General features: G+C 68.9%; 15 protein-coding genes and 1 pseudogene. 7 read left to right on the top strand and 9 right to left on the bottom strand.

Going from position 1 to position 16,059, the window contains the following annotated elements; genetic code table 11:
• Positions 1 to 33 precede the first annotated feature (33 nt).
• Together ASC59_RS07430 and mscL are read left to right on the top strand one after the other, a co-directional pair.
• Positions 34 to 393: an FmdB family zinc ribbon protein gene (locus ASC59_RS07430; protein ID WP_055820248.1), complete on the top strand. Its 360-nt coding sequence runs from the start codon at positions 34 to 36 to the stop codon at positions 391 to 393.
• 19 nt (positions 394 to 412) lie between these two features.
• Positions 413 to 868 carry a large conductance mechanosensitive channel protein MscL gene (gene mscL, locus ASC59_RS07435; protein WP_235492614.1) on the top strand — a complete coding sequence of 152 codons (456 nt, stop codon included), beginning with the start codon at positions 413 to 415 and terminating at the stop codon, positions 866 to 868.
• A gap of 39 nt (positions 869 to 907) precedes the next feature.
• On the opposite strand, the gene ASC59_RS07440 is transcribed toward mscL, so the two are convergent.
• The 4 genes from ASC59_RS07440 to ASC59_RS07455 all read right to left on the bottom strand — a co-directional run bounded on the left by ASC59_RS07440 (position 908) and on the right by ASC59_RS07455 (position 6,017).
• Entirely contained in the window at positions 908 to 1,099 is a 192-nt protein-coding gene (locus ASC59_RS07440; protein WP_055820256.1) for a hypothetical protein, read from the bottom strand.
• Positions 1,100 to 1,133: 34 nt separating this feature from the next.
• A complete protein-coding gene (locus ASC59_RS07445) occupies positions 1,134 to 4,874 on the bottom strand; it encodes an AAA family ATPase (protein ID WP_442915094.1) in 3,741 nt (1,246 codons plus the stop codon).
• A 117-nt stretch (positions 4,875 to 4,991) separates the two neighbouring features.
• Complete coding sequence (locus ASC59_RS07450) at positions 4,992 to 5,408, bottom strand: DapH/DapD/GlmU-related protein (protein ID WP_157487950.1); 417 nt, start codon at positions 5,406 to 5,408, stop codon at positions 4,992 to 4,994.
• Positions 5,409 to 5,525: 117 nt separating this feature from the next.
• Positions 5,526 to 6,017: a pyridoxamine 5'-phosphate oxidase family protein gene (locus tag ASC59_RS07455; protein ID WP_055820266.1), complete on the bottom strand. Its 492-nt coding sequence runs from the start codon at positions 6,015 to 6,017 to the stop codon at positions 5,526 to 5,528.
• 109 nt (positions 6,018 to 6,126) lie between these two features.
• On the opposite strand from ASC59_RS07455, the gene ASC59_RS07460 reads away from it, so the two are divergent.
• A complete protein-coding gene (locus ASC59_RS07460) occupies positions 6,127 to 6,471 on the top strand; it encodes a helix-turn-helix transcriptional regulator (protein WP_055820269.1) in 345 nt (114 codons plus the stop codon).
• On the opposite strand, the gene ASC59_RS07465 is transcribed toward ASC59_RS07460, so the two are convergent.
• The 3 genes from ASC59_RS07465 to ASC59_RS07475 form a co-directional block, all read right to left on the bottom strand.
• The gene (locus ASC59_RS07465; protein WP_055820272.1) at positions 6,464 to 9,157 is read right to left on the bottom strand and encodes a hypothetical protein; all 2,694 of its coding nucleotides are present in this window, start codon (positions 9,155 to 9,157) and stop codon (positions 6,464 to 6,466) included. The genes ASC59_RS07460 and ASC59_RS07465 overlap by 8 nt on opposite strands.
• 90 nt (positions 9,158 to 9,247) lie before the next feature.
• Positions 9,248 to 10,888, bottom strand: coding sequence for an esterase/lipase family protein (locus tag ASC59_RS07470; RefSeq protein WP_055820274.1), 1,641 nt, complete (start codon positions 10,886 to 10,888; stop codon positions 9,248 to 9,250).
• Positions 10,889 to 11,017: 129 nt separating this feature from the next.
• Positions 11,018 to 11,275: a hypothetical protein gene (locus tag ASC59_RS07475; RefSeq protein ID WP_055820277.1), complete on the bottom strand. Its 258-nt coding sequence runs from the start codon at positions 11,273 to 11,275 to the stop codon at positions 11,018 to 11,020.
• Between the two features lie 99 nt (positions 11,276 to 11,374).
• Here ASC59_RS07475 and ASC59_RS07480 point away from each other — a divergent pair, with 99 nt between their 5' ends.
• From ASC59_RS07480 to ASC59_RS07495, 4 genes and pseudogenes are all read left to right on the top strand, one after another.
• Positions 11,375 to 13,258 carry a DEAD/DEAH box helicase gene (locus ASC59_RS07480; protein WP_055820280.1) on the top strand — a complete coding sequence of 628 codons (1,884 nt, stop codon included), beginning with the start codon at positions 11,375 to 11,377 and terminating at the stop codon, positions 13,256 to 13,258.
• A gap of 205 nt (positions 13,259 to 13,463) precedes the next feature.
• A complete protein-coding gene (locus ASC59_RS07485; protein WP_055820281.1) occupies positions 13,464 to 14,180 on the top strand; it encodes a ribonuclease HI in 717 nt (238 codons plus the stop codon).
• Positions 14,181 to 14,225: 45 nt separating this feature from the next.
• Positions 14,226 to 14,570, top strand: coding sequence for an ArsR/SmtB family transcription factor (locus ASC59_RS07490; RefSeq protein ID WP_055820285.1), 345 nt, complete (start codon positions 14,226 to 14,228; stop codon positions 14,568 to 14,570).
• Between the two features lie 101 nt (positions 14,571 to 14,671).
• A pseudogene (locus ASC59_RS07495) lies at positions 14,672 to 15,019 on the top strand (SRPBCC family protein); the annotation flags it as partial.
• Between the two features lie 61 nt (positions 15,020 to 15,080).
• On the opposite strand, the gene ASC59_RS17190 reads toward ASC59_RS07495, so the two are convergent.
• Positions 15,081 to 15,260, bottom strand: a complete 180-nt coding sequence (locus ASC59_RS17190) for a hypothetical protein (RefSeq protein WP_157487951.1) — start codon at positions 15,258 to 15,260, stop codon at positions 15,081 to 15,083.
• A gap of 59 nt (positions 15,261 to 15,319) precedes the next feature.
• Positions 15,320 to 15,967 carry a DUF2278 family protein gene (locus tag ASC59_RS07500; protein ID WP_055820292.1) on the bottom strand — a complete coding sequence of 216 codons (648 nt, stop codon included), beginning with the start codon at positions 15,965 to 15,967 and terminating at the stop codon, positions 15,320 to 15,322.
• Between the last annotated feature and the right edge of the window lie 92 nt (positions 15,968 to 16,059).

Below are 16,059 nucleotides of genomic sequence, written 5' to 3' on the forward strand. Positions count from 1 at the left end.
TGATCCACGAGCACCACACAGCACGGAGAACCAGTGCCCACCTACTCTTACCGCTGCACGGAGTGCGACAACGCCTTCGACATCCAGCAGTCGTTCACCGATGACAGCCTGTCGATCTGCGAGGTCTGCGGCGGACGGCTCCGCAAGGTGTTCAACACCATCGGCGTGACCTTCAACGGGTCCGGGTTCTACCGCAACGACTCACGGGTCGGCGCCTCAGGAGGCTCGGCCGGCTCGAAGTCCTCGGGCGCCGGCAGTGTGACGGGGTCGAGCACGTCGTCGTCATCGGGATCGGGATCGTCGTCATCGGGCTCGTCGTCGGGATCATCCGGCTCGGGCACGTCCGGCTCGGGTTCGTCCGGCTCGGGTTCGTCGAGCTCCTCGTCGTCCTAGCGGTCATGTCATAGCCTCGATGCAGGAACGCTCAACACTCGACGAGGGGAAGCACGTGCTCAAGGGATTCCGGGAATTCATCCTCCGGGGCAATGTCATCGACCTGGCGGTCGCTGTCGTCATCGGTGCCGCATTCACCGCTGTGGTCAACTCGATCGTCGTCAACCTGTTCAACCCGCTCATCGGCGCCCTGTTCAAGGCCGAGAGCCTCGACGAGTCGCTGGTCTGGACGATCGCTCTGCCGACGGGTTCGGCCGAGGTGAAGTTCGGCGCTGTCATCGGGTCGGTCATCACGTTCCTCATCGTGGCCGCGGTCGTCTACTTCGTCTTCGTGCTCCCGATCAACAAGCTCAAGGAGGCGCAGGAGCGCCGCCGGAAGGCCGGTGTCGCCGAGCCGGACGCCCCGGACACCGAACTCGACATCCTCAGCGAGATCCGCGACCTGCTCGCCGCTCAGGCCCGCACGCGCGACTGAGCGGCATCCGCTCGACCGGGAGCGATCGTCGCGCTGCGGCTACCAATGCGGCGGACGGTCGCGTCTCAGTCGTTCATCGTTCGGGCCGACGGGTCCGGATGCCGCGGGCAGATCCTCGCGCTCGACCGGGGACTCCGGGCTCGTGTCGGTGCCCTCGACGGCGGTCAGGCGGGCGCGACGGTTGCGAGTGCCGTGCTTCTGAACGTGCTGCCTCGGGCCCTCGTCTGTCACGCGGTCCAGCCTACGCGCGACTCCGATGGTCGACTCAGCGGAGGCCGGACGGCGAGACGATGGTGATCGGCGCCGTCTCGGTGTCGATGCCGGGCACAGCGGCCGTCGGCGCCCCGAGCACAGCACCGATGCGCGATGCCACGGCATCGGGATCGGCGAAGAGCTCGAAGGCGTGCACGCGCAGGTAGTGCCAGCCGAGGCGGCGCAGCACATCCGGACGGAGCCTCAGCGACTCGCGCAGGCTCATCGTGCCGACCACGGAGTCCGTCTCGACGACGATGGCCTTGCCCCGGAACGACGCGGCGAGGGCGAGCTTCTCGCGGTGTCCGAGCTCGACGGTGACACCGCGGAGGCGGAGGCGCTCGGCGAGGTCGATGAGCATCGCCTCACTCGCGATGGCCGTGGGCGGTGTGGTCTCGGCCAGGTCGATCTGCTCGAGCACCTGCGCCAGGGCCAGGATGCCGTGACGACGGCGGTCCTCATCGATGTCGCTGGGCCTGAAGCAGGACACGATGTCCATGGCGCGGCGGGCGCGCGTCATGCCGACGGCGAGCAGGCGATCGCCGCCCGCCTCTCCCAGAGACCCGAAGTTCGAGAGCAGGCGGCCGTGCGGCGTGCGTCCGTAGCCGATCGAGAAGATGACCCTGTCGCGGCTCTGGGCAGTCGCCTGCTCGAGCGTGAGCACGGTGAACGGCTCGGCCGTGTCGTTCAGGATGAAGCTCGAGAGGTCGGTCCGCTTCGCGAACGCGGCGAGAACGGCCTGGTGCACGCGCACGGCGTGACGACCTGATGCCGTGATCACCATGAGCGACTCGCGCGGGCGCTTGACCGCGTGGTCGATGACGAGCTCGACGACCTTCGCCACCTCGGCGTCGACGCTCTCGACCGCTCCGCTCTCGTTGTCGGGCATGCCGTGGCCGCCGACGACGTAGTGCAGGTTGAGGCTGCCGTGCCCCAGGAAGCTTCCGGCCCACGGCAGGGCGTCGATGCGTCCGGCGTAGAAGCGGCGGTTCACGAGCTCTGCGAGGTCCTCTCCCCCGGCGCGATAGCTGCGCGTGAGGGTGAGGGTCGGCAGCAGTTCTCCGAGTCGCGCCAGCGCCGAGTCGGCGTGCAGGGCGTCGACACCGGGGCCCTCCGGGGCGTCGGCCGCGGCATCCGCGGCGCCCCTGATACCGGTGTCGAACAGCGACGGCGTCTGGGTGACGGGGTCGCCGAAGGCCACGATCTGCTTTCCGCGGCGGATGGCGCCGAGGTTCTCGGCGAAGCTGGTCGCGCCGGCGTCGACGAGGAGCACGGTATCGAACGAGATCTCGTCGGTGATCTCCGCCACGTCGTAGGGCGAGGCGAGCCACACGGGGGCGACCACCTTGCCGAGGTGCGGAGCCGCGAGTTGCAGGTTGCGGGGGCTGGTGCGATCGGAACGCAGGAGCCGGCGCAGCTGGTCGGCTTCCTCCGGCCAGTCGACGACGCCGATCTTCCAGGTCTCGGCGAGCAGCGCCGCCAGCAGGCCGCCGGATGCCGACGCGTGGGCTTCGTCGACGAGCTTGAAGTCGGCCTCGAGCCTGTCGAGCACACCGGTGTTGGCGTTCAGGAGGGCCTTGTCGCCCGCCAGCATCGACTCGAGCACCGACTGCCACCAGGCGAGTTCAAGCTCCGCGACGACGTCCTCCTCTGCGACGTGGCGCCGCGAGAGGTCGGTCAGCAGCGGGTCGAGGTTGAGGTCACGGAGGTGGGCCAGCAGGGCCGTGCGCTCCTGGAGGTTGGCGAGCACCTCGGACTCCGCGGCCAGACCGGACATCGTGTAGATGAGCTCGCGGGTGGGGCGCGAAGCGAGCTGGCGCGGCGTTCCTGCTGTGCCGAGAGGGGCGTCGAGGCGGGCGAGGTCCTCGGTGACGCGCTGGTAGGCGACGTGCACATCGGCGATGCCGACGGGGACGGCCGGCGTGGAGCCTGCCACCACGTAGCGCTGCCAGAGGGTGCGCTGCTGCTGCACGCGGCGGAGCGCCTCGTTCATGTCGGTGACGTGAACGCCCGGCCGCAGGTACTCCTGCGCGAGCTTCTTGAGGCGGCGGCGGTTGGCGCCGGTCATCTCGGGGGCATCGCGGCGGGTCGACGTCGCCGCGATCAGCTCGACCAGCGAACGGTCGTAGACCGACGGCTGGAACTTGTCGAGCGTCTCGCGGATGTCGAGGAGCAGGCGGAGGTAGATGCCGAGCTCGGCGATCGACTCGAACGGGCGCAGCCTGGTCTGCCCGACAAGGGCGTTGGCGCGCTCGATGAGGCGCGGCAGCTCCTGCGTGTTCAGCCGCTTCGCCAGGGCGTGGGCCGTGTCGGCCTCTTGGGTCGAGGTGAAGGATGCCCCATACCAGGGCGAGTCGCCCGGGCCGTACCGGAACTCGCCAAGGGCCGCGGCCTTGATGAGGGCTGCCGCTGCCCCGGCTCGGTCGCCCGCGAGGGCGACGATCGACGAGTGATCCAGACGTGCGGTGGTTGCAGGGGGCGTCGGCAGGAGGGACAGCCGGGTGAGCTCACCGAGGGCGTCGAGCACGGACACACCGAGTGCCGGGTCCCGGCGCGTCAGGGCGGAGCGGTAGTCGAGGAGCACCTTGCGCAGGCGCACGAGGGCGTCGTCGACGTCGCTCACCTGCGGCCTTTCGGCCTTCTCGTTCCGGCCGATCGAGAGCATGAGGTCGCGGCGGAGGGTGCGCGCAGACACGGCGGCACCCGGCAGGCCCACCTGGCCGAGCCTGTGGGCGATGCCCTCCAGGCTCGCGCGTCGGGCGCTCACGACGAGAACACGCTTGTGCTGGCCGATGAGGGTGCCGAGGGCGTTGACGATTGTCTGGGTGCCACCCGTGCCGGGAAGCGTCTTCACGACGAGCGAGTTGCCGGCCGAGATCTGGGCGACGACGTTCTCCTGCTCGGGGTCGGCATCGAGCAGCAGCACGTCGGTCGCCGGCGGTCGCGAGTCCTGACCCATGGCCTGCACGGGGTTGTACGCGCTCTCGATGCGCGCACGGGCCGCGGGATTGCCCGCGACGGCGTCGATGACGACATGGTCGAGCTTCGCGGCATCCGCCGTCATGCGACGGCCGACGTCGGAGAAGGACGACACGACGAGTCGAGGGGCGACGCTGAACCAGGCGAGGTGCGAGGTGAGCCCGCGAAGGCGATCGATGACGGGCTGCGGCTTGAAGTCTCCGTTGGAGACGGCGAGAGCCACGAAGGCGTCGGCGTCGAGCGTGATCTGGAACTGCTCCTTGAGGGCGTGGGCCAGTTCCGGGTTGAGGAACGGCGCACCCTTCAACTTGAGCTCGAAGTCCCGTCCGTAGCGGCGGATGGCCAGGGGGCGCAGCAGCACAGGGGCGAGATACTCGACGTCGTCGTGGGTCCACTGCGCGAGGCCGATGCCCAGGTGCACGCTCTCGATGCCCCGCATGGAGCGCAGTTCGATGCCCTTCTGCGTGATGGCTCCGGCGGCGAGACGGGCGTTCCGCAGGGCGAGCTCGTCACGGATGAGGCTCGACAGCAGCACGGTCTTGCCCGTGATGAACTGCGGGAGTCCGCCGGGATGCGTGACGCTCAGCTCGATGCGCGTGCGCGGCTGGTCGTCGAAGTGGAGCAGCGGTGATCGTCCGCCGATGGCGGCGAGTTCGTCTCGCCAGCGCTGCCACGCGGGCTCCGCGATGTTCGCCGGACGCTCCGCCGGATCGCCCGTGGTGACAGCGTGCGGGGCGGTCACTTGGGCAGGGGGGAGGTTCGACGACGTCTGCATCGGGTCGTCGTCTGTCTTTCGGTCAAGGCGCCACACACCGACACCCTAAATCGATACGGCTGCATTCCGTCGGAGGCCGGTCGGGTTTTCGCCAGACCGGCCTCGCGTCGGATTCGCTCAGGCGGCCCGCACGTAGCGGGTCTTGGGTCCGTCGGTCCCGCCGACAACGGCGTTGTCGGGGATCATCGCGTCGCGCTCGAGGTGGTGGCCTGCGACGATGCGCACGTTCGCGCCGATGCGCGAGTGGCTTCCGATGCGGGCCTTGTCGCTGATGACTGCGCCGGCACCGATGTGCACGTTGGCACCGATGAATGAGTGCGCACCGAGCATGGCGTCGCGGTCGATCCAACTGCCGGCGCCCACCCAGGCGTCCCGGCCGATGCTCGCGCCGTTCTCGACGTAAGCGGTCGACGCCACGAACGCGGTTGCGTCCACGTGCGCCTTGGGAGAGACGAATCCGCCGCCGTTGGAGTGTCGCCGGTACTTGGTGACGACGCCCTTCTCGAGCTCGACTTCTTCGTTCACACGTCTCACGGGGTTTCCCTGCCTTCCGAGGGCTGCTGGGGAGTCTTGACTTCGTTCGCCCTACGATGACAAGAACGCCTGATGATCAGCCGCTATTCCGCTGACAATACGGCTACCAGAGTTCTCTCAGGGCAGCGACACCGTCTCGTTCTCTCCCCCGTCGTAGCGCTCTCCCGTGAGCTTCGCCTTGACGAAGCTGATCACCGTCGCGATGCGTCCTCCCGGGGAGTCCCAGTACTCGCCGCTCTCGGCCGTGACCTTGAACAGAACGGCCTGCGGGCTGTCGGGGCCGTCGGGCAGCCAGGCCTCGACGGCCGGGTTCCAGAGCTCGTGCAGCTTGGCGGCATCCGTCAGCACCTCCGCGGATCCGGAGAACGAGACGAAGGAGGATCCGCTGGTGAGCGAGACTCCGACGCTCGGGTTCATGCTGATCTCGCCGGCATCGCGGGAGTCGGCCTCGGCGATGAACCAGATCACGCCTTCGTCGGTGATCTCCTGGGGCGACATCGGTCGACTCACGACGTGGCCCTCTCCGTCGATGGTCGAGAGCATCGCGATCGGGATCTTGCGCGCGAGCTCGACGATGCGGATGCGGGGGTCTTCTGTCGTGTCGGTCATGTCGTGCTCCTTGATCGGGCCGGCCCCTCCGGCGTCGGAAGAGTGCGCTCTCGACGCTAGGTTTCCCACCGGCCCGCTGACAGGGGTTGACAGCGCTACGATCGCCCTCATGCCGCACGAGAACCGTCCAGCCCTGCTCACCGTCGCCGATGTCGCGGCCAGGTTCGGCGTGTCGACGTCGACTGTGCGCGTCTGGCTCAGCCACCGTGATGCCGGCGCCACGGGAGGAGTGCCGTCGATCCTGCCGGAGCCCCTCGCCCGCGGGGTGGTCTGGCTCGCCGACGACATTGACGCCGTGGCCGCTCAGATCGAGGGCAGGAGCCGCACCGGCGGCCGGCCGAAGACCGCGGTGGCCGATGCCGACGGCACCGCCGATGCCGACGGCACCGCCGATGCCGACGGCACGGCCGACGCCGACGGAGCCACGCCCGCAGAGACCGACTCGACTATCTGACGGTCTTCGCTGCGGTCGCCGACGAGATGGCGCTCTTCGTCTTGTAGCCGTAGCGCATGGCCGACATCTTGACGCGGATGACCTGCCCGACGTCGGCGCTCACCTGCGTGTACGTCTTCGCCGTCGCCCCGCTGATCGGAGTGCTGCCGCGGTACCAGGCGTACCGATAGGTGGTGCCCGTGGTCTTGGGCGACCAGTCCGAGCCGGACAGGGCAGACAGGGTCGACCCGACGGTGCGGGTTCCCTTGACGGTCGGCAGCGCCGTTCCTGTGAACGACTTGAGCGATGCGATGGTCGCGGTGGCCGCGCTCACGCCGGAGCGAGAGGTGACCCCGGACTTCACCGCAGTCACCCGCACCGTCAGCTTCGACCCCTTGTCGGCGGTCGCGACGACGTAGGTCTTGGCTGTCGCCCGGGCGATCGCCGTGCCGTTCCGGTACCACTGGTAGGTGTAGGACGTCGGCGTGGGCACCCAGGCGGTGCTCGGCTTCGCCGTGAGGGTGCGTGCGACGAACGGCTCACCCGACACCGTGGGCACGGCCGATCCGGTGAAGGCCCCCGTGGTCTTGGCGGCGGTCGCCGAGCGGTAACTCCGGCTCTCGACCCCATCCCTGACCGCGGTGACGGATGCCGTCACGATGGCCCCGATGTCGTCGGGCTTCTGGGTGTAGCTCGAACCTGTGGCGCCGGAGATGACGGTCGAGCCGCGATACCACCGGTAGGTGTATGACGTCGGTGCGGGCGTCCAGCCACCGTCGGGGGTGACAGTGAGGGCGTTGCCCACGGCCCGCGATCCCGTGACGACCGGAAGCTTCTCGCCGGCGAAGGCCGCCTCGGAGACGGTCTTGACGGTGCCCGTCGACGTCCACGTCCTGGTCGTGTAGCCGGACCTGGTCCCGGTCACGGCGACAGTCGTGAGAGTGCCGACGTCGGCGGCGACCGGCACGTAGGCGGCGGAGGTCGCCCCTGAGATGGCGGCACCGTTGCGCATCCACTTGTACGTCATGGTCGTCGGAGCCGGCGTCCAGCCGCTGCCAGCGACCGCCGTCAGCGTCCGACCCACCTGGCGGTTGCCTGAGATCGTCGGCGGGTTGGTGCCGGCGAAGGCGAGGACCGGCGGAGTGAGAGTGACCGACACCGTTGCCGCGGAGGTCGTCAGCGAGGAGACCGTGACCTTCAGGCCCTTCGTGCGCGAGGTGAACGAGCGCCCCGCCACGAACGCCAGGCGAGGGCCGCTCGCCGTGGCGTCGGGAAGGACGACGGAGGTCGAACCCCCCGGACCCGACTTCAGCACGCGGATGCCCGGACCCATGGCCGAGATCGACCAGTGGGCGGGCGGGTTCGCGAAGCGGGAGTAGAGCGAGCCGGCGTCGCGTCCCTGGGCATTGCGGTACTCGACGTAGTAGCGCTCCTGCGAGACCGGGTCGATGATCTTCAGCGCGCGACGTCCCGACAGTGCGGATGCCCCGGTGATCGCGTAGCTGGTCGTCGAGGGGGTCGCTGCCGCCGTCAGCGTCGGGGCATCCGTCGCCGAGATGAGACCGAGCCTCAGCTTGGAGATCGCGTTGAGGGCAGGAGTGTTGTCGTTCCCGTGCAGCGTCGTGCCGTCGTTCACCACGAACGACATGCCCATCACGTCGTACAGGTCGGCGTACGGGTCCTCGAAGCACGACGAGGTGCCGTAGGAGGTGCCCACGATCTTGGCGTCGGTGTCGGGAGACGTGCACTGCTGCACGTTCGCGTGGTGGAGCGAGAAGTTGTGGCCGATCTCGTGGGCGAGGGTGAGCTCGTCTCCGGACCCGTCTCCGCCGTCGAACGCCGCCCAGACCACTCCGCCGTTCCCGACACCGTTCCCGATCGACCCGAGGCCGTTGAAGCTGGTCGCGCACGACGGGGGGCTGATGACGAACAGGTGCTTCGTTCCAGCCCCGACGTAGTCATCGGCTCCTCCGGCGTGACCGAACTTCTTGGCCGCCTCATCCCAGAGGGCGATCGTCGAGTCCTGGGTGCCGCACCCCTTCGTCGACGAGTAGCGCTTGATCGAGGTCAGGGTGATCGCCGGAACGGCGCCGGCCGACTGCTCGGTCCAGAACTTTCCGACCTTCGCGAGCACGGCTTTCACGTAGGCGTCGGTGGACGCCGCTGTCGCGGTCGACCCGTTGGAGACGACGGCGACGTCGATGGTGTGGGCCGCTGCCGCTGCCTGCACCTCGACCGCGCCGATCTCGCCGGCCACGACGGTCAGGGGGTCGTCGGCGACGACGGCGGCCTCGACGATCTGCTGGCCCTCGGCCGAATCCGCAGCGACGGTTCCGGATGCGGCGATCCCGGCGTCGGCGAACACTTCGGCACTCGGTGCCGCCACGACGTCGACGGGCGCTCCGGAGGCGGCATCCGTCGGAATGAGGTATCCATCGATCGGCACCGACGAACCGTCGGCGAGGAGCACGTGAGCAGCGAGGGTGTCGTCGGCATCCGTCGCACCCTGAGGCGACACGACCGGGCTGGGAGTCTCCTCAGCCTGGATGACGACAAGCGTGCCGACGACGTGCACGGCGGCATCGGCCGCCAGCTCGTCGGCGACGGCCACCGAGACCGGGGCGAGCAGTCCGCCGAGCAACGCCACCGTCGATGCGAGCACCGGAATCGTGAGAGAGCGTGTGCTGAACGATCCGGGAGAAGACATGGTGTCGACGCTATCGACGCGACCGGCGCGGGCGCGACTCCAGAAGAGGGCGCATTCGCCGGTCGCCGGCCGTTCCCGGCGTGCGGATGCCTATGCGGCCTGGTCCGAAGCCGCCACCTCGAGCCGCAGAGTCGCCGCGAAGTTCGGCCCGCCCACCGGGAAGGTCCACCCCGCAGCCGAGGCATCGGCAGGGGTGGCGTCCTCGGTGGCCCTGATGATGCGCGGGTCGATCACGGTGTCGGCATCGGCCTCGGTCAGTCCACTCGTCAGCTTGAGAGTCTGCTCGGTGGTGTGCATGAAGATGATCGGATGCCCGCCCTTGATCACCTGCAGCCAGTACTGGCCGGCGAAGATCACGTTGTCAGAGAAGCCGATGCCGAGGGTGTCGCGCTCGGCGACGTAGACGTCGAGGCGGAAGACCATGTCGGGCGCCTTCGGATTCGCGTTGGAATCGATCCAGCCCTCCCAGATCAGCCTGCCGTCGCCCGCCCAGCCCATGGCCCTGTCCGATTCCGACAGGGGCCGGCTCAGCGCGGCCTGCAGCGCTCCGGGTCCGTCGTCGCTGAGGTCGACGGTGCGGAAGGGCCCGTAGCAGTTCTCGGCGGCCGCTGACTGCTCGAACAACGAGAAGTCGACGAAGCGCGGCTTGATCGTCACGCCGAAGAAGAACTCGCTGCGTCCGAAGAAGTCCTTCTCGTCCCCGCTGATGCGAGCGTCGTCGAGCGAGAGGCGGATGCTGTGGGTGCCGTGGAAGAAGCGCATCGCGATCTCGTACGCCTCCCGGCTGGTCACCAGCGAATCGGTTCCGCCGTGGCACTTGTTCACGAAGGTGCGCGGGGAGCCGGGCAGCTGGGCCGATGCCTGCTTCACCAGTCCGTCGCTGCGGTTGTAGGTCATGCCGTCTCCCGCGAGCAGGCTGGCGAGCCGGTTGCCGGCCGAGGAGATCTTGATGTTGTAGTCGCGGTAGTTGGTGCCGACGACGGTGAGCAGCTTCGACGGCGGGAACCAGGTCGGCACGTCGAGGAATGCTGTGCTCGTCGGGTCGAAGGCGCCGAGTTCGCTGGCCGCCTTCAGGTGCACGAAGGAGAGGAAGGCCTCCGGCATCCGTTGGAAGGCGATTCCGCGATGCGGTGTCCCGAGGGTGATGGCGCGATGGATGGATTTCGCGGCGCCCTGAGTCACGCTCGGGTCTTTCGCCGCCTCAGCCTCGTGGAGCAGGCGCATGGCCTGCACCATGACGAGGCCGCCCATACTGTGAGCGATCACGTCGACGCCGTCGAACGGGTCCTCCTCGGCGCGTTCGGCGAGGTAGGCGATGCGCTCGATGAGCTGCACCAGGCCCTCGGCGAAGGTGTCGATGTTGCGGGGGTTCAGGTCGTAGTAGCGGTACACCCAGATCGTTCCGCGGGTGCTCCAGCCCTCGTGGTCGTCGACCACCCGCGGGTCGATGACGATCGAGCCCTTCGTGAACTCCGGATTCCAGCCGATCAGGTCGGGGGGACCGTCGACCGCCCTCGGGTAGTAGCCGATCACATCGGTGGCGTCGTTGTACGGATGCTCCGACGACTTGAGCGCCTTGATGACGAAGCCCTCGTAGATGTAGTTCTGCCCACGCTTGCCGGGGTAGACGGTGCCGTCGTTGAAGCCCTGGTAGGCGTTGCGCCTGTCATCCTCGATGTCGAGGCCGCCGAAGCCCCGGATGAGAACGAGTGGTCGCGGTCGTGTCTCCATCGTGCCTGCCCCTCACGGGTCGGATGCTCCGATGGGCGTCGTCGCCCACCGCATGCAGGCGCAGGCAGCGGTGCCGGCGTCGATGGCACCATCGTCCCGCTCGCGGCATCCGCTCGTCAACAGGTCGTGTCAGTCACCGGTCGGCGGAACGGCATCCCGCAACTCCCACGGAAGCTCGTCCTCGTCGAGCACGACCTCCTCGGCTGGCGGCTCGTCGAAGGGCCCGGCCTCGTGCGGCCAGCCGGGAGGCTGCACCTGCGTCGAGTGTTCGGCCTGGACCGTCGCAGCCTCGGGGGTGTCGGATGCCGTGTCCGTCGCCTCGCCGCGATCGAGGATCACGCGCCTGAAGCGCGCGAAGCCGGGGAGGGAGTCGTCCGTCTCAGCCATGGCTCCATCCAAGCATCGATGGGCCGGTGACGGCGCGGGCGCACCCGGCCGAGAAGCCCTCACCACCGCTGCACAGCGGGGCGCGGTACCGTTGGAACCATGACGTCCCCTGACTCCACCCCGCAGAGCGAGGCGGACACCACCCCCGCCGAGCCTACCTTCACCGATCTCGGCCTCTCAGACGCCGTGCTCAAGGCCCTCAAAGACGTCGGCTATGAGACCCCGTCCGCCATCCAGGCGGCCACCATTCCGCCGCTCCTGGCCGGACGCGACGTGCTCGGCACCGCCCAGACCGGAACCGGCAAGACCGCGGCGTTCGCGCTGCCCATCCTCTCCAACCTCGACGTGTCGCAGAAGTCGGTGCAGGCCCTGGTGCTCGCCCCGACCCGCGAACTCGCGCTGCAGGTCTGCGAGGCCTTCGAGAAGTACGCCTCCCACGTGCGCGGCGTGCACGTGCTCCCCGTCTACGGCGGCCAGGGCTACGGAGTGCAGCTGTCGGCCCTCCGCCGCGGCGTGCATATCGTCGTCGGCACCCCCGGCCGCATCATGGACCACCTCGAGAAGGGCACCCTCGACCTCACCGAGCTCAAGTACCTCGTGCTCGACGAGGCAGACGAGATGCTCAAGATGGGCTTCGCCGAGGACGTCGAGACGATCCTCGCCGACACGCCGGACGAGAAGCAGGTGGCCCTGTTCTCGGCCACGATGCCCGCAGCCATCCGCCGCATCTCGGCCCAGTACCTGAAGAACCCCGAGGAGATCACGGTCAAGACCAAGACCACGACCTCCGCCACCATCACGCAGCGCTACCTGGTGGTGTCGTACCCGCAGAAGGTCGACGCCCTCACCCGCATCCTCGAGGTCGAGAACTTCGAGGGCATGATCATCTTCACGCGCACCAAGAACGAGACCGAGACCCTGGCCGAGAAGCTGCGCGCCCGCGGCTACTCAGCCGCGGCCATCAACGGCGACGTGGTGCAGGCCCAGCGCGAGCGCACGGTCAACCAGCTGAAGTCGGGCAAGCTCGACATCCTGGTGGCGACGGATGTCGCGGCCCGTGGTCTCGACGTCGAGCGCATCTCGCACGTGGTCAACTTCGACCTTCCGATCGACACCGAGTCGTATGTGCACCGCATCGGCCGCACCGGCCGTGCCGGCCGCAGTGGTGAGGCCATCAGCTTCGTCACGCCTCGCGAGCGACGGATGCTGACCAGCATCGAGAAGGCGACCCGCCAGACCCTCACCCAGATGCAGCTGCCGAGCGTCGACGACGTGAACGCGACGCGCCTGGCCCGGTTCGACGACGCCATCACCGAGGCCCTCGGCCAGCAGGAGCGGCTCGACCGCTTCCGCGACATCATCGCCCACTACGTTGAGCACCACGACGTGCCGGAGGCCGACGTGGCAGCCGCGCTCGCCATCGTGTCCCAGGGCGAGACTCCCCTGCTGCTCTCCGCAGAGGACGAGCGTGCGCAGCAGCGCGCCGAGCGCTTCGAGCGCGAGCGGGAGCGCAACGAGCGCTCCGGCGGCGACCGCGCCGATCGTGGCGGATCCCGCGGTGGCGATCGCTGGGATCGCGGCGACCGCACCGACCGCGGTGGTCGCGGAGACCGTCCCGACCGCTACGCCGACCGCGGAGCCGGAGATCGCCCCGAGCGCCGCTCCCGTCCGAGCAGCGGCCCGATGGCCATGTACCGCATCGCCATCGGCAAGCGCCAGAAGGTCGAGCCGCGCCAGATCGTCGGCGCGCTCGCGAACGAGGGCGGCCTCAGCCGTCAGGACTTCGGGGCCATCGACATCCGCCCCGACTTCTCCCTGGTCGAGCTCCCGGCCGGCCTCTCCGACGAGACGCTATCGAAGCTGAGCGGAACGCGCATCTCGGGCAAGCTCATCGAGCTGCGCCCCGACAGCGGCGGCCCATCGCGTTCGGATCGCGACTCGGGTGGCAGCGACCGCCCGTACCGCAAGCCGCGACACGACTGACGCCGAGCGCGCGGCGCCCGCTCGCCACCTGTGGCCGGGCGCTGCGACGCCGCTCGCCACCTGTGGCCGGGTGCCGCGTGCTGGAGCGACCACAAACGGCGAGCGAGCGAGCCGGCGGCGTTCGGATGCGGTCGTGCGTGCCGGCGGCATCCGTCACCCGAATACCATGGAGCTTTGCGCTCGCCCCTTCGGAAGGCCTCCCCTCGTGACGATCACCGCTGCCGCTGACGGCTCGGCCCTCGGCAACCCCGGTCCGGCGGGGTGGTGCTGGTACGTCGACGAGAACACCTGGGCGGCCGGCGGCTGGAAGCACGCCACGAACAACATCGGCGAGCTCACCGCGGTTCTGGAACTGTTCCGGTCCACGGCGCATCTCGATGATGACCTGCTGATCCTCTGCGACAGCCAGTACGTCATCAACTCGGTCACGAAGTGGATGCCGGGCTGGAAGCGCAAGGGCTGGCGCAAGGGCGACGGCAAGCCGGTGATGAATCTCGAACTCATCCAGGAGCTCGACGCTGCCGTCACGGGTCGCCGCTACAGGTTCGAGTGGGTGAAGGGCCACGCCGGTCACCCACTGAACGAGGCGGCCGACGAGCGCGCCCGGGCGGCCGCAGAGGCCTTCCAGCGTGGTCGTCCGGTTCCGAGCGGGCCGGGCTTCCCCGGTGCCCGCACCGCGGTGACGGATGCGGCCTCGAGCGTCGCCACTCCCCCGGCAGCCGCGCCTGCGACTCCTCCCGCGGCATCAGCGCCCGTGAAGACCCAGCTCTCCCTGTTCGACGACGAGCCGGCCGGCGAACCGGCCGCCGAGCTGCTGCACGCCGTCACGGTGGAGCTGACCGCCGACCAGCACACCCGTCTCAGCCGCTCGGCACGCGAACAGGGCATCTCCGTCGACGAAGCGCTGCGCCGACTGATCTAACGCCCACGGTCTTCCGAACCGGAGCATCGTGGTACATTCACCCTCATGGGTGAACCATCGACTGCGCTGCTGGATCGGGTGTTCGGCGCCGTCTCCGATCCGACGCGACGCGAGATCCTGCAGCGACTCTCGCGAGCCGATGAGCGCGTGACCGATGTCGCGAGCCACTTCTCGATATCGCTCAACTCGGTGTCCAAGCATGTGCGCGTGCTCGAGACCGCCGGGCTCGTGACCCGGTCGGTGCAGGGGCGCAACCACGTGCTGTCGCTCAACGCCGCGCCGATGGCCGAGGCAGCCGCCTGGATGGAGTCGTACCGGGAGTTCTGGAGCGACAGGCTGGCCGCGCTCGACAGATTCGTGACGAACGCTGGAGAGGACGCATCCGAATGAGCATCGACGCGCGATCCGACGCGGTCGCGCCAGCCCTCGTGGTCTCCCGCGTCATCGCTGCGTCACCCGAGGTGCTGTTCGACGCCTAGACCGATCCGCGCAGCCTCGCCGCGTGGATGCAGCCGGGTGACGCGACGCACACGGAGGTCTCGGCTGATGCCCGCGTAGGCGGTGAGTTCAGCATCCTCATGCACATGCCCGGAGCTCCAGTGCTGCACCGGGGCACCTATCTCGAGGTCGATCGGCCGCGGCGGCTGGTGTTCACCTGGCGCTCGCCGTTCACCGACGACGGCGACACCGTCGTGACCGTCGACTTCCGAGCGGCGGATGCCGGCACGGAGGTGGCCGTCACTCACGAACGCCTTCCCCATGAGGCGGCACGCGCCGCTCACCGCGGCGGCTGGACCGACTGCCTCACCGAGCTCGCGGCCTGGGTGAGCAGGGGCTGACGCCGCGTCGGCCGCGCGTTGCGTCCGACCTCGGCGAGCGAGCGCGCCGTGTCGCGGCGCCTCAGTCCGTCGCGCGAGCCGGGCGCCCCGGACGCACGGCCGCGGTGTCGGCGATGTCGATGCGCGTGTTCCCGTCGGGCAGCTCCTCGACCTCGATCCGCGGGGCGGCGTCAGCCTCCGTCGCCTTCGGTGCCGTGGTGAGCTGGTCGTGGCGCTTCTCGTCGTTCGACATCTCGGTCATCCCTGAACCCTACGCCGGAGCCTGTGCAGGTGCAGAATGCCCGCGCGGGCACACGCACGTCACACCGGGTGTCCGGCGTCATCCGTTCTCGACGACTGCGACGTGAACTTCGAGATGAACGCGTCGTACTCTCCGTCGGAACGCTCGACCATCACGGCTCCGTCCTGCCAGATCCCGTTGTCATCTGCCCACGCGGAGTCGATGGGGTCGCCCTGGTTCTGGTGGATGTTGTGCATACCCAGGCCGGTCTCGAACGGCTCGCCCCAGACGAGCGTGCGCCGTCCGATCCGGAGGATGGATTCGAGCGCGACCGACGCATCGAGGTTGGATCCTGCGATCCACGGTCGTCGCGGGAACAGCCCCGACAACCACGATGGCGGGCGCACGATGAACAGGCACCCCGGGTTGTCGACGAGGGAGAGATGGCGGATGTGGTCGAGGGCACCGGTGTCCCGGCTGCGACCCAGCTCGTGATAGCCCGGTGATGCACCGCCTGCCGGCAGGATCGACGATCGCCGCACTGTGAGCAGCTTCCACTGCACTCCGACCGCCGACTGCTTGCTGTCGACGTCGACGGCGCTGCGGTAGGAGCCAGCCGGCGCCGAGAGCTGCAGGTTGACGTGGTACCAGCGCCCCTGATCATCGGGAGTGTCCCGCACATGGTTGGTGAGGGTGCCCGCCAGGACGCCGTAGTGATCGAGCGGCACGGTTCCGAAAGTACACCCGGAGGCGCTGGGACGCGACGGTCGGAGTTCACTGTCATGTCGGCCCGGCGACCTTGACGCACCGGAGATCGGTG

The sequence above is a fragment of the Leifsonia sp. Root1293 genome, assembly GCF_001425325.1.
Classification (GTDB): Bacteria; Actinomycetota; Actinomycetes; order Actinomycetales; family Microbacteriaceae; genus Orlajensenia.

What these genes read in the sequence shown, in the direction of transcription:
- mscL (WP_235492614.1), top strand. Translation starts at nt 413, where the DNA reads ATGCAGGAACGCTCAACACTCGACGAGGGGAAGCACGTGCTCAAGGGA.
- ASC59_RS07445 (WP_442915094.1), bottom strand. Translation starts at nt 4,874, where the DNA reads ATGCAGACGTCGTCGAACCTCCCCCCTGCCCAAGTGACCGCCCCGCAC.
- ASC59_RS07455 (WP_055820266.1), bottom strand. Translation starts at nt 6,017, where the DNA reads ATGACCGACACGACAGAAGACCCCCGCATCCGCATCGTCGAGCTCGCG.
- ASC59_RS07460 (WP_055820269.1), top strand. Translation starts at nt 6,127, where the DNA reads ATGCCGCACGAGAACCGTCCAGCCCTGCTCACCGTCGCCGATGTCGCG.
- ASC59_RS07465 (WP_055820272.1), bottom strand. Translation starts at nt 9,157, where the DNA reads ATGTCTTCTCCCGGATCGTTCAGCACACGCTCTCTCACGATTCCGGTG.
- ASC59_RS07470 (WP_055820274.1), bottom strand. Translation starts at nt 10,888, where the DNA reads ATGGAGACACGACCGCGACCACTCGTTCTCATCCGGGGCTTCGGCGGC.
- ASC59_RS07475 (WP_055820277.1), bottom strand. Translation starts at nt 11,275, where the DNA reads ATGGCTGAGACGGACGACTCCCTCCCCGGCTTCGCGCGCTTCAGGCGC.
- ASC59_RS07480 (WP_055820280.1), top strand. Translation starts at nt 11,375, where the DNA reads ATGACGTCCCCTGACTCCACCCCGCAGAGCGAGGCGGACACCACCCCC.
- ASC59_RS07490 (WP_055820285.1), top strand. Translation starts at nt 14,226, where the DNA reads ATGGGTGAACCATCGACTGCGCTGCTGGATCGGGTGTTCGGCGCCGTC.
- ASC59_RS17190 (WP_157487951.1), bottom strand. Translation starts at nt 15,260, where the DNA reads ATGACCGAGATGTCGAACGACGAGAAGCGCCACGACCAGCTCACCACG.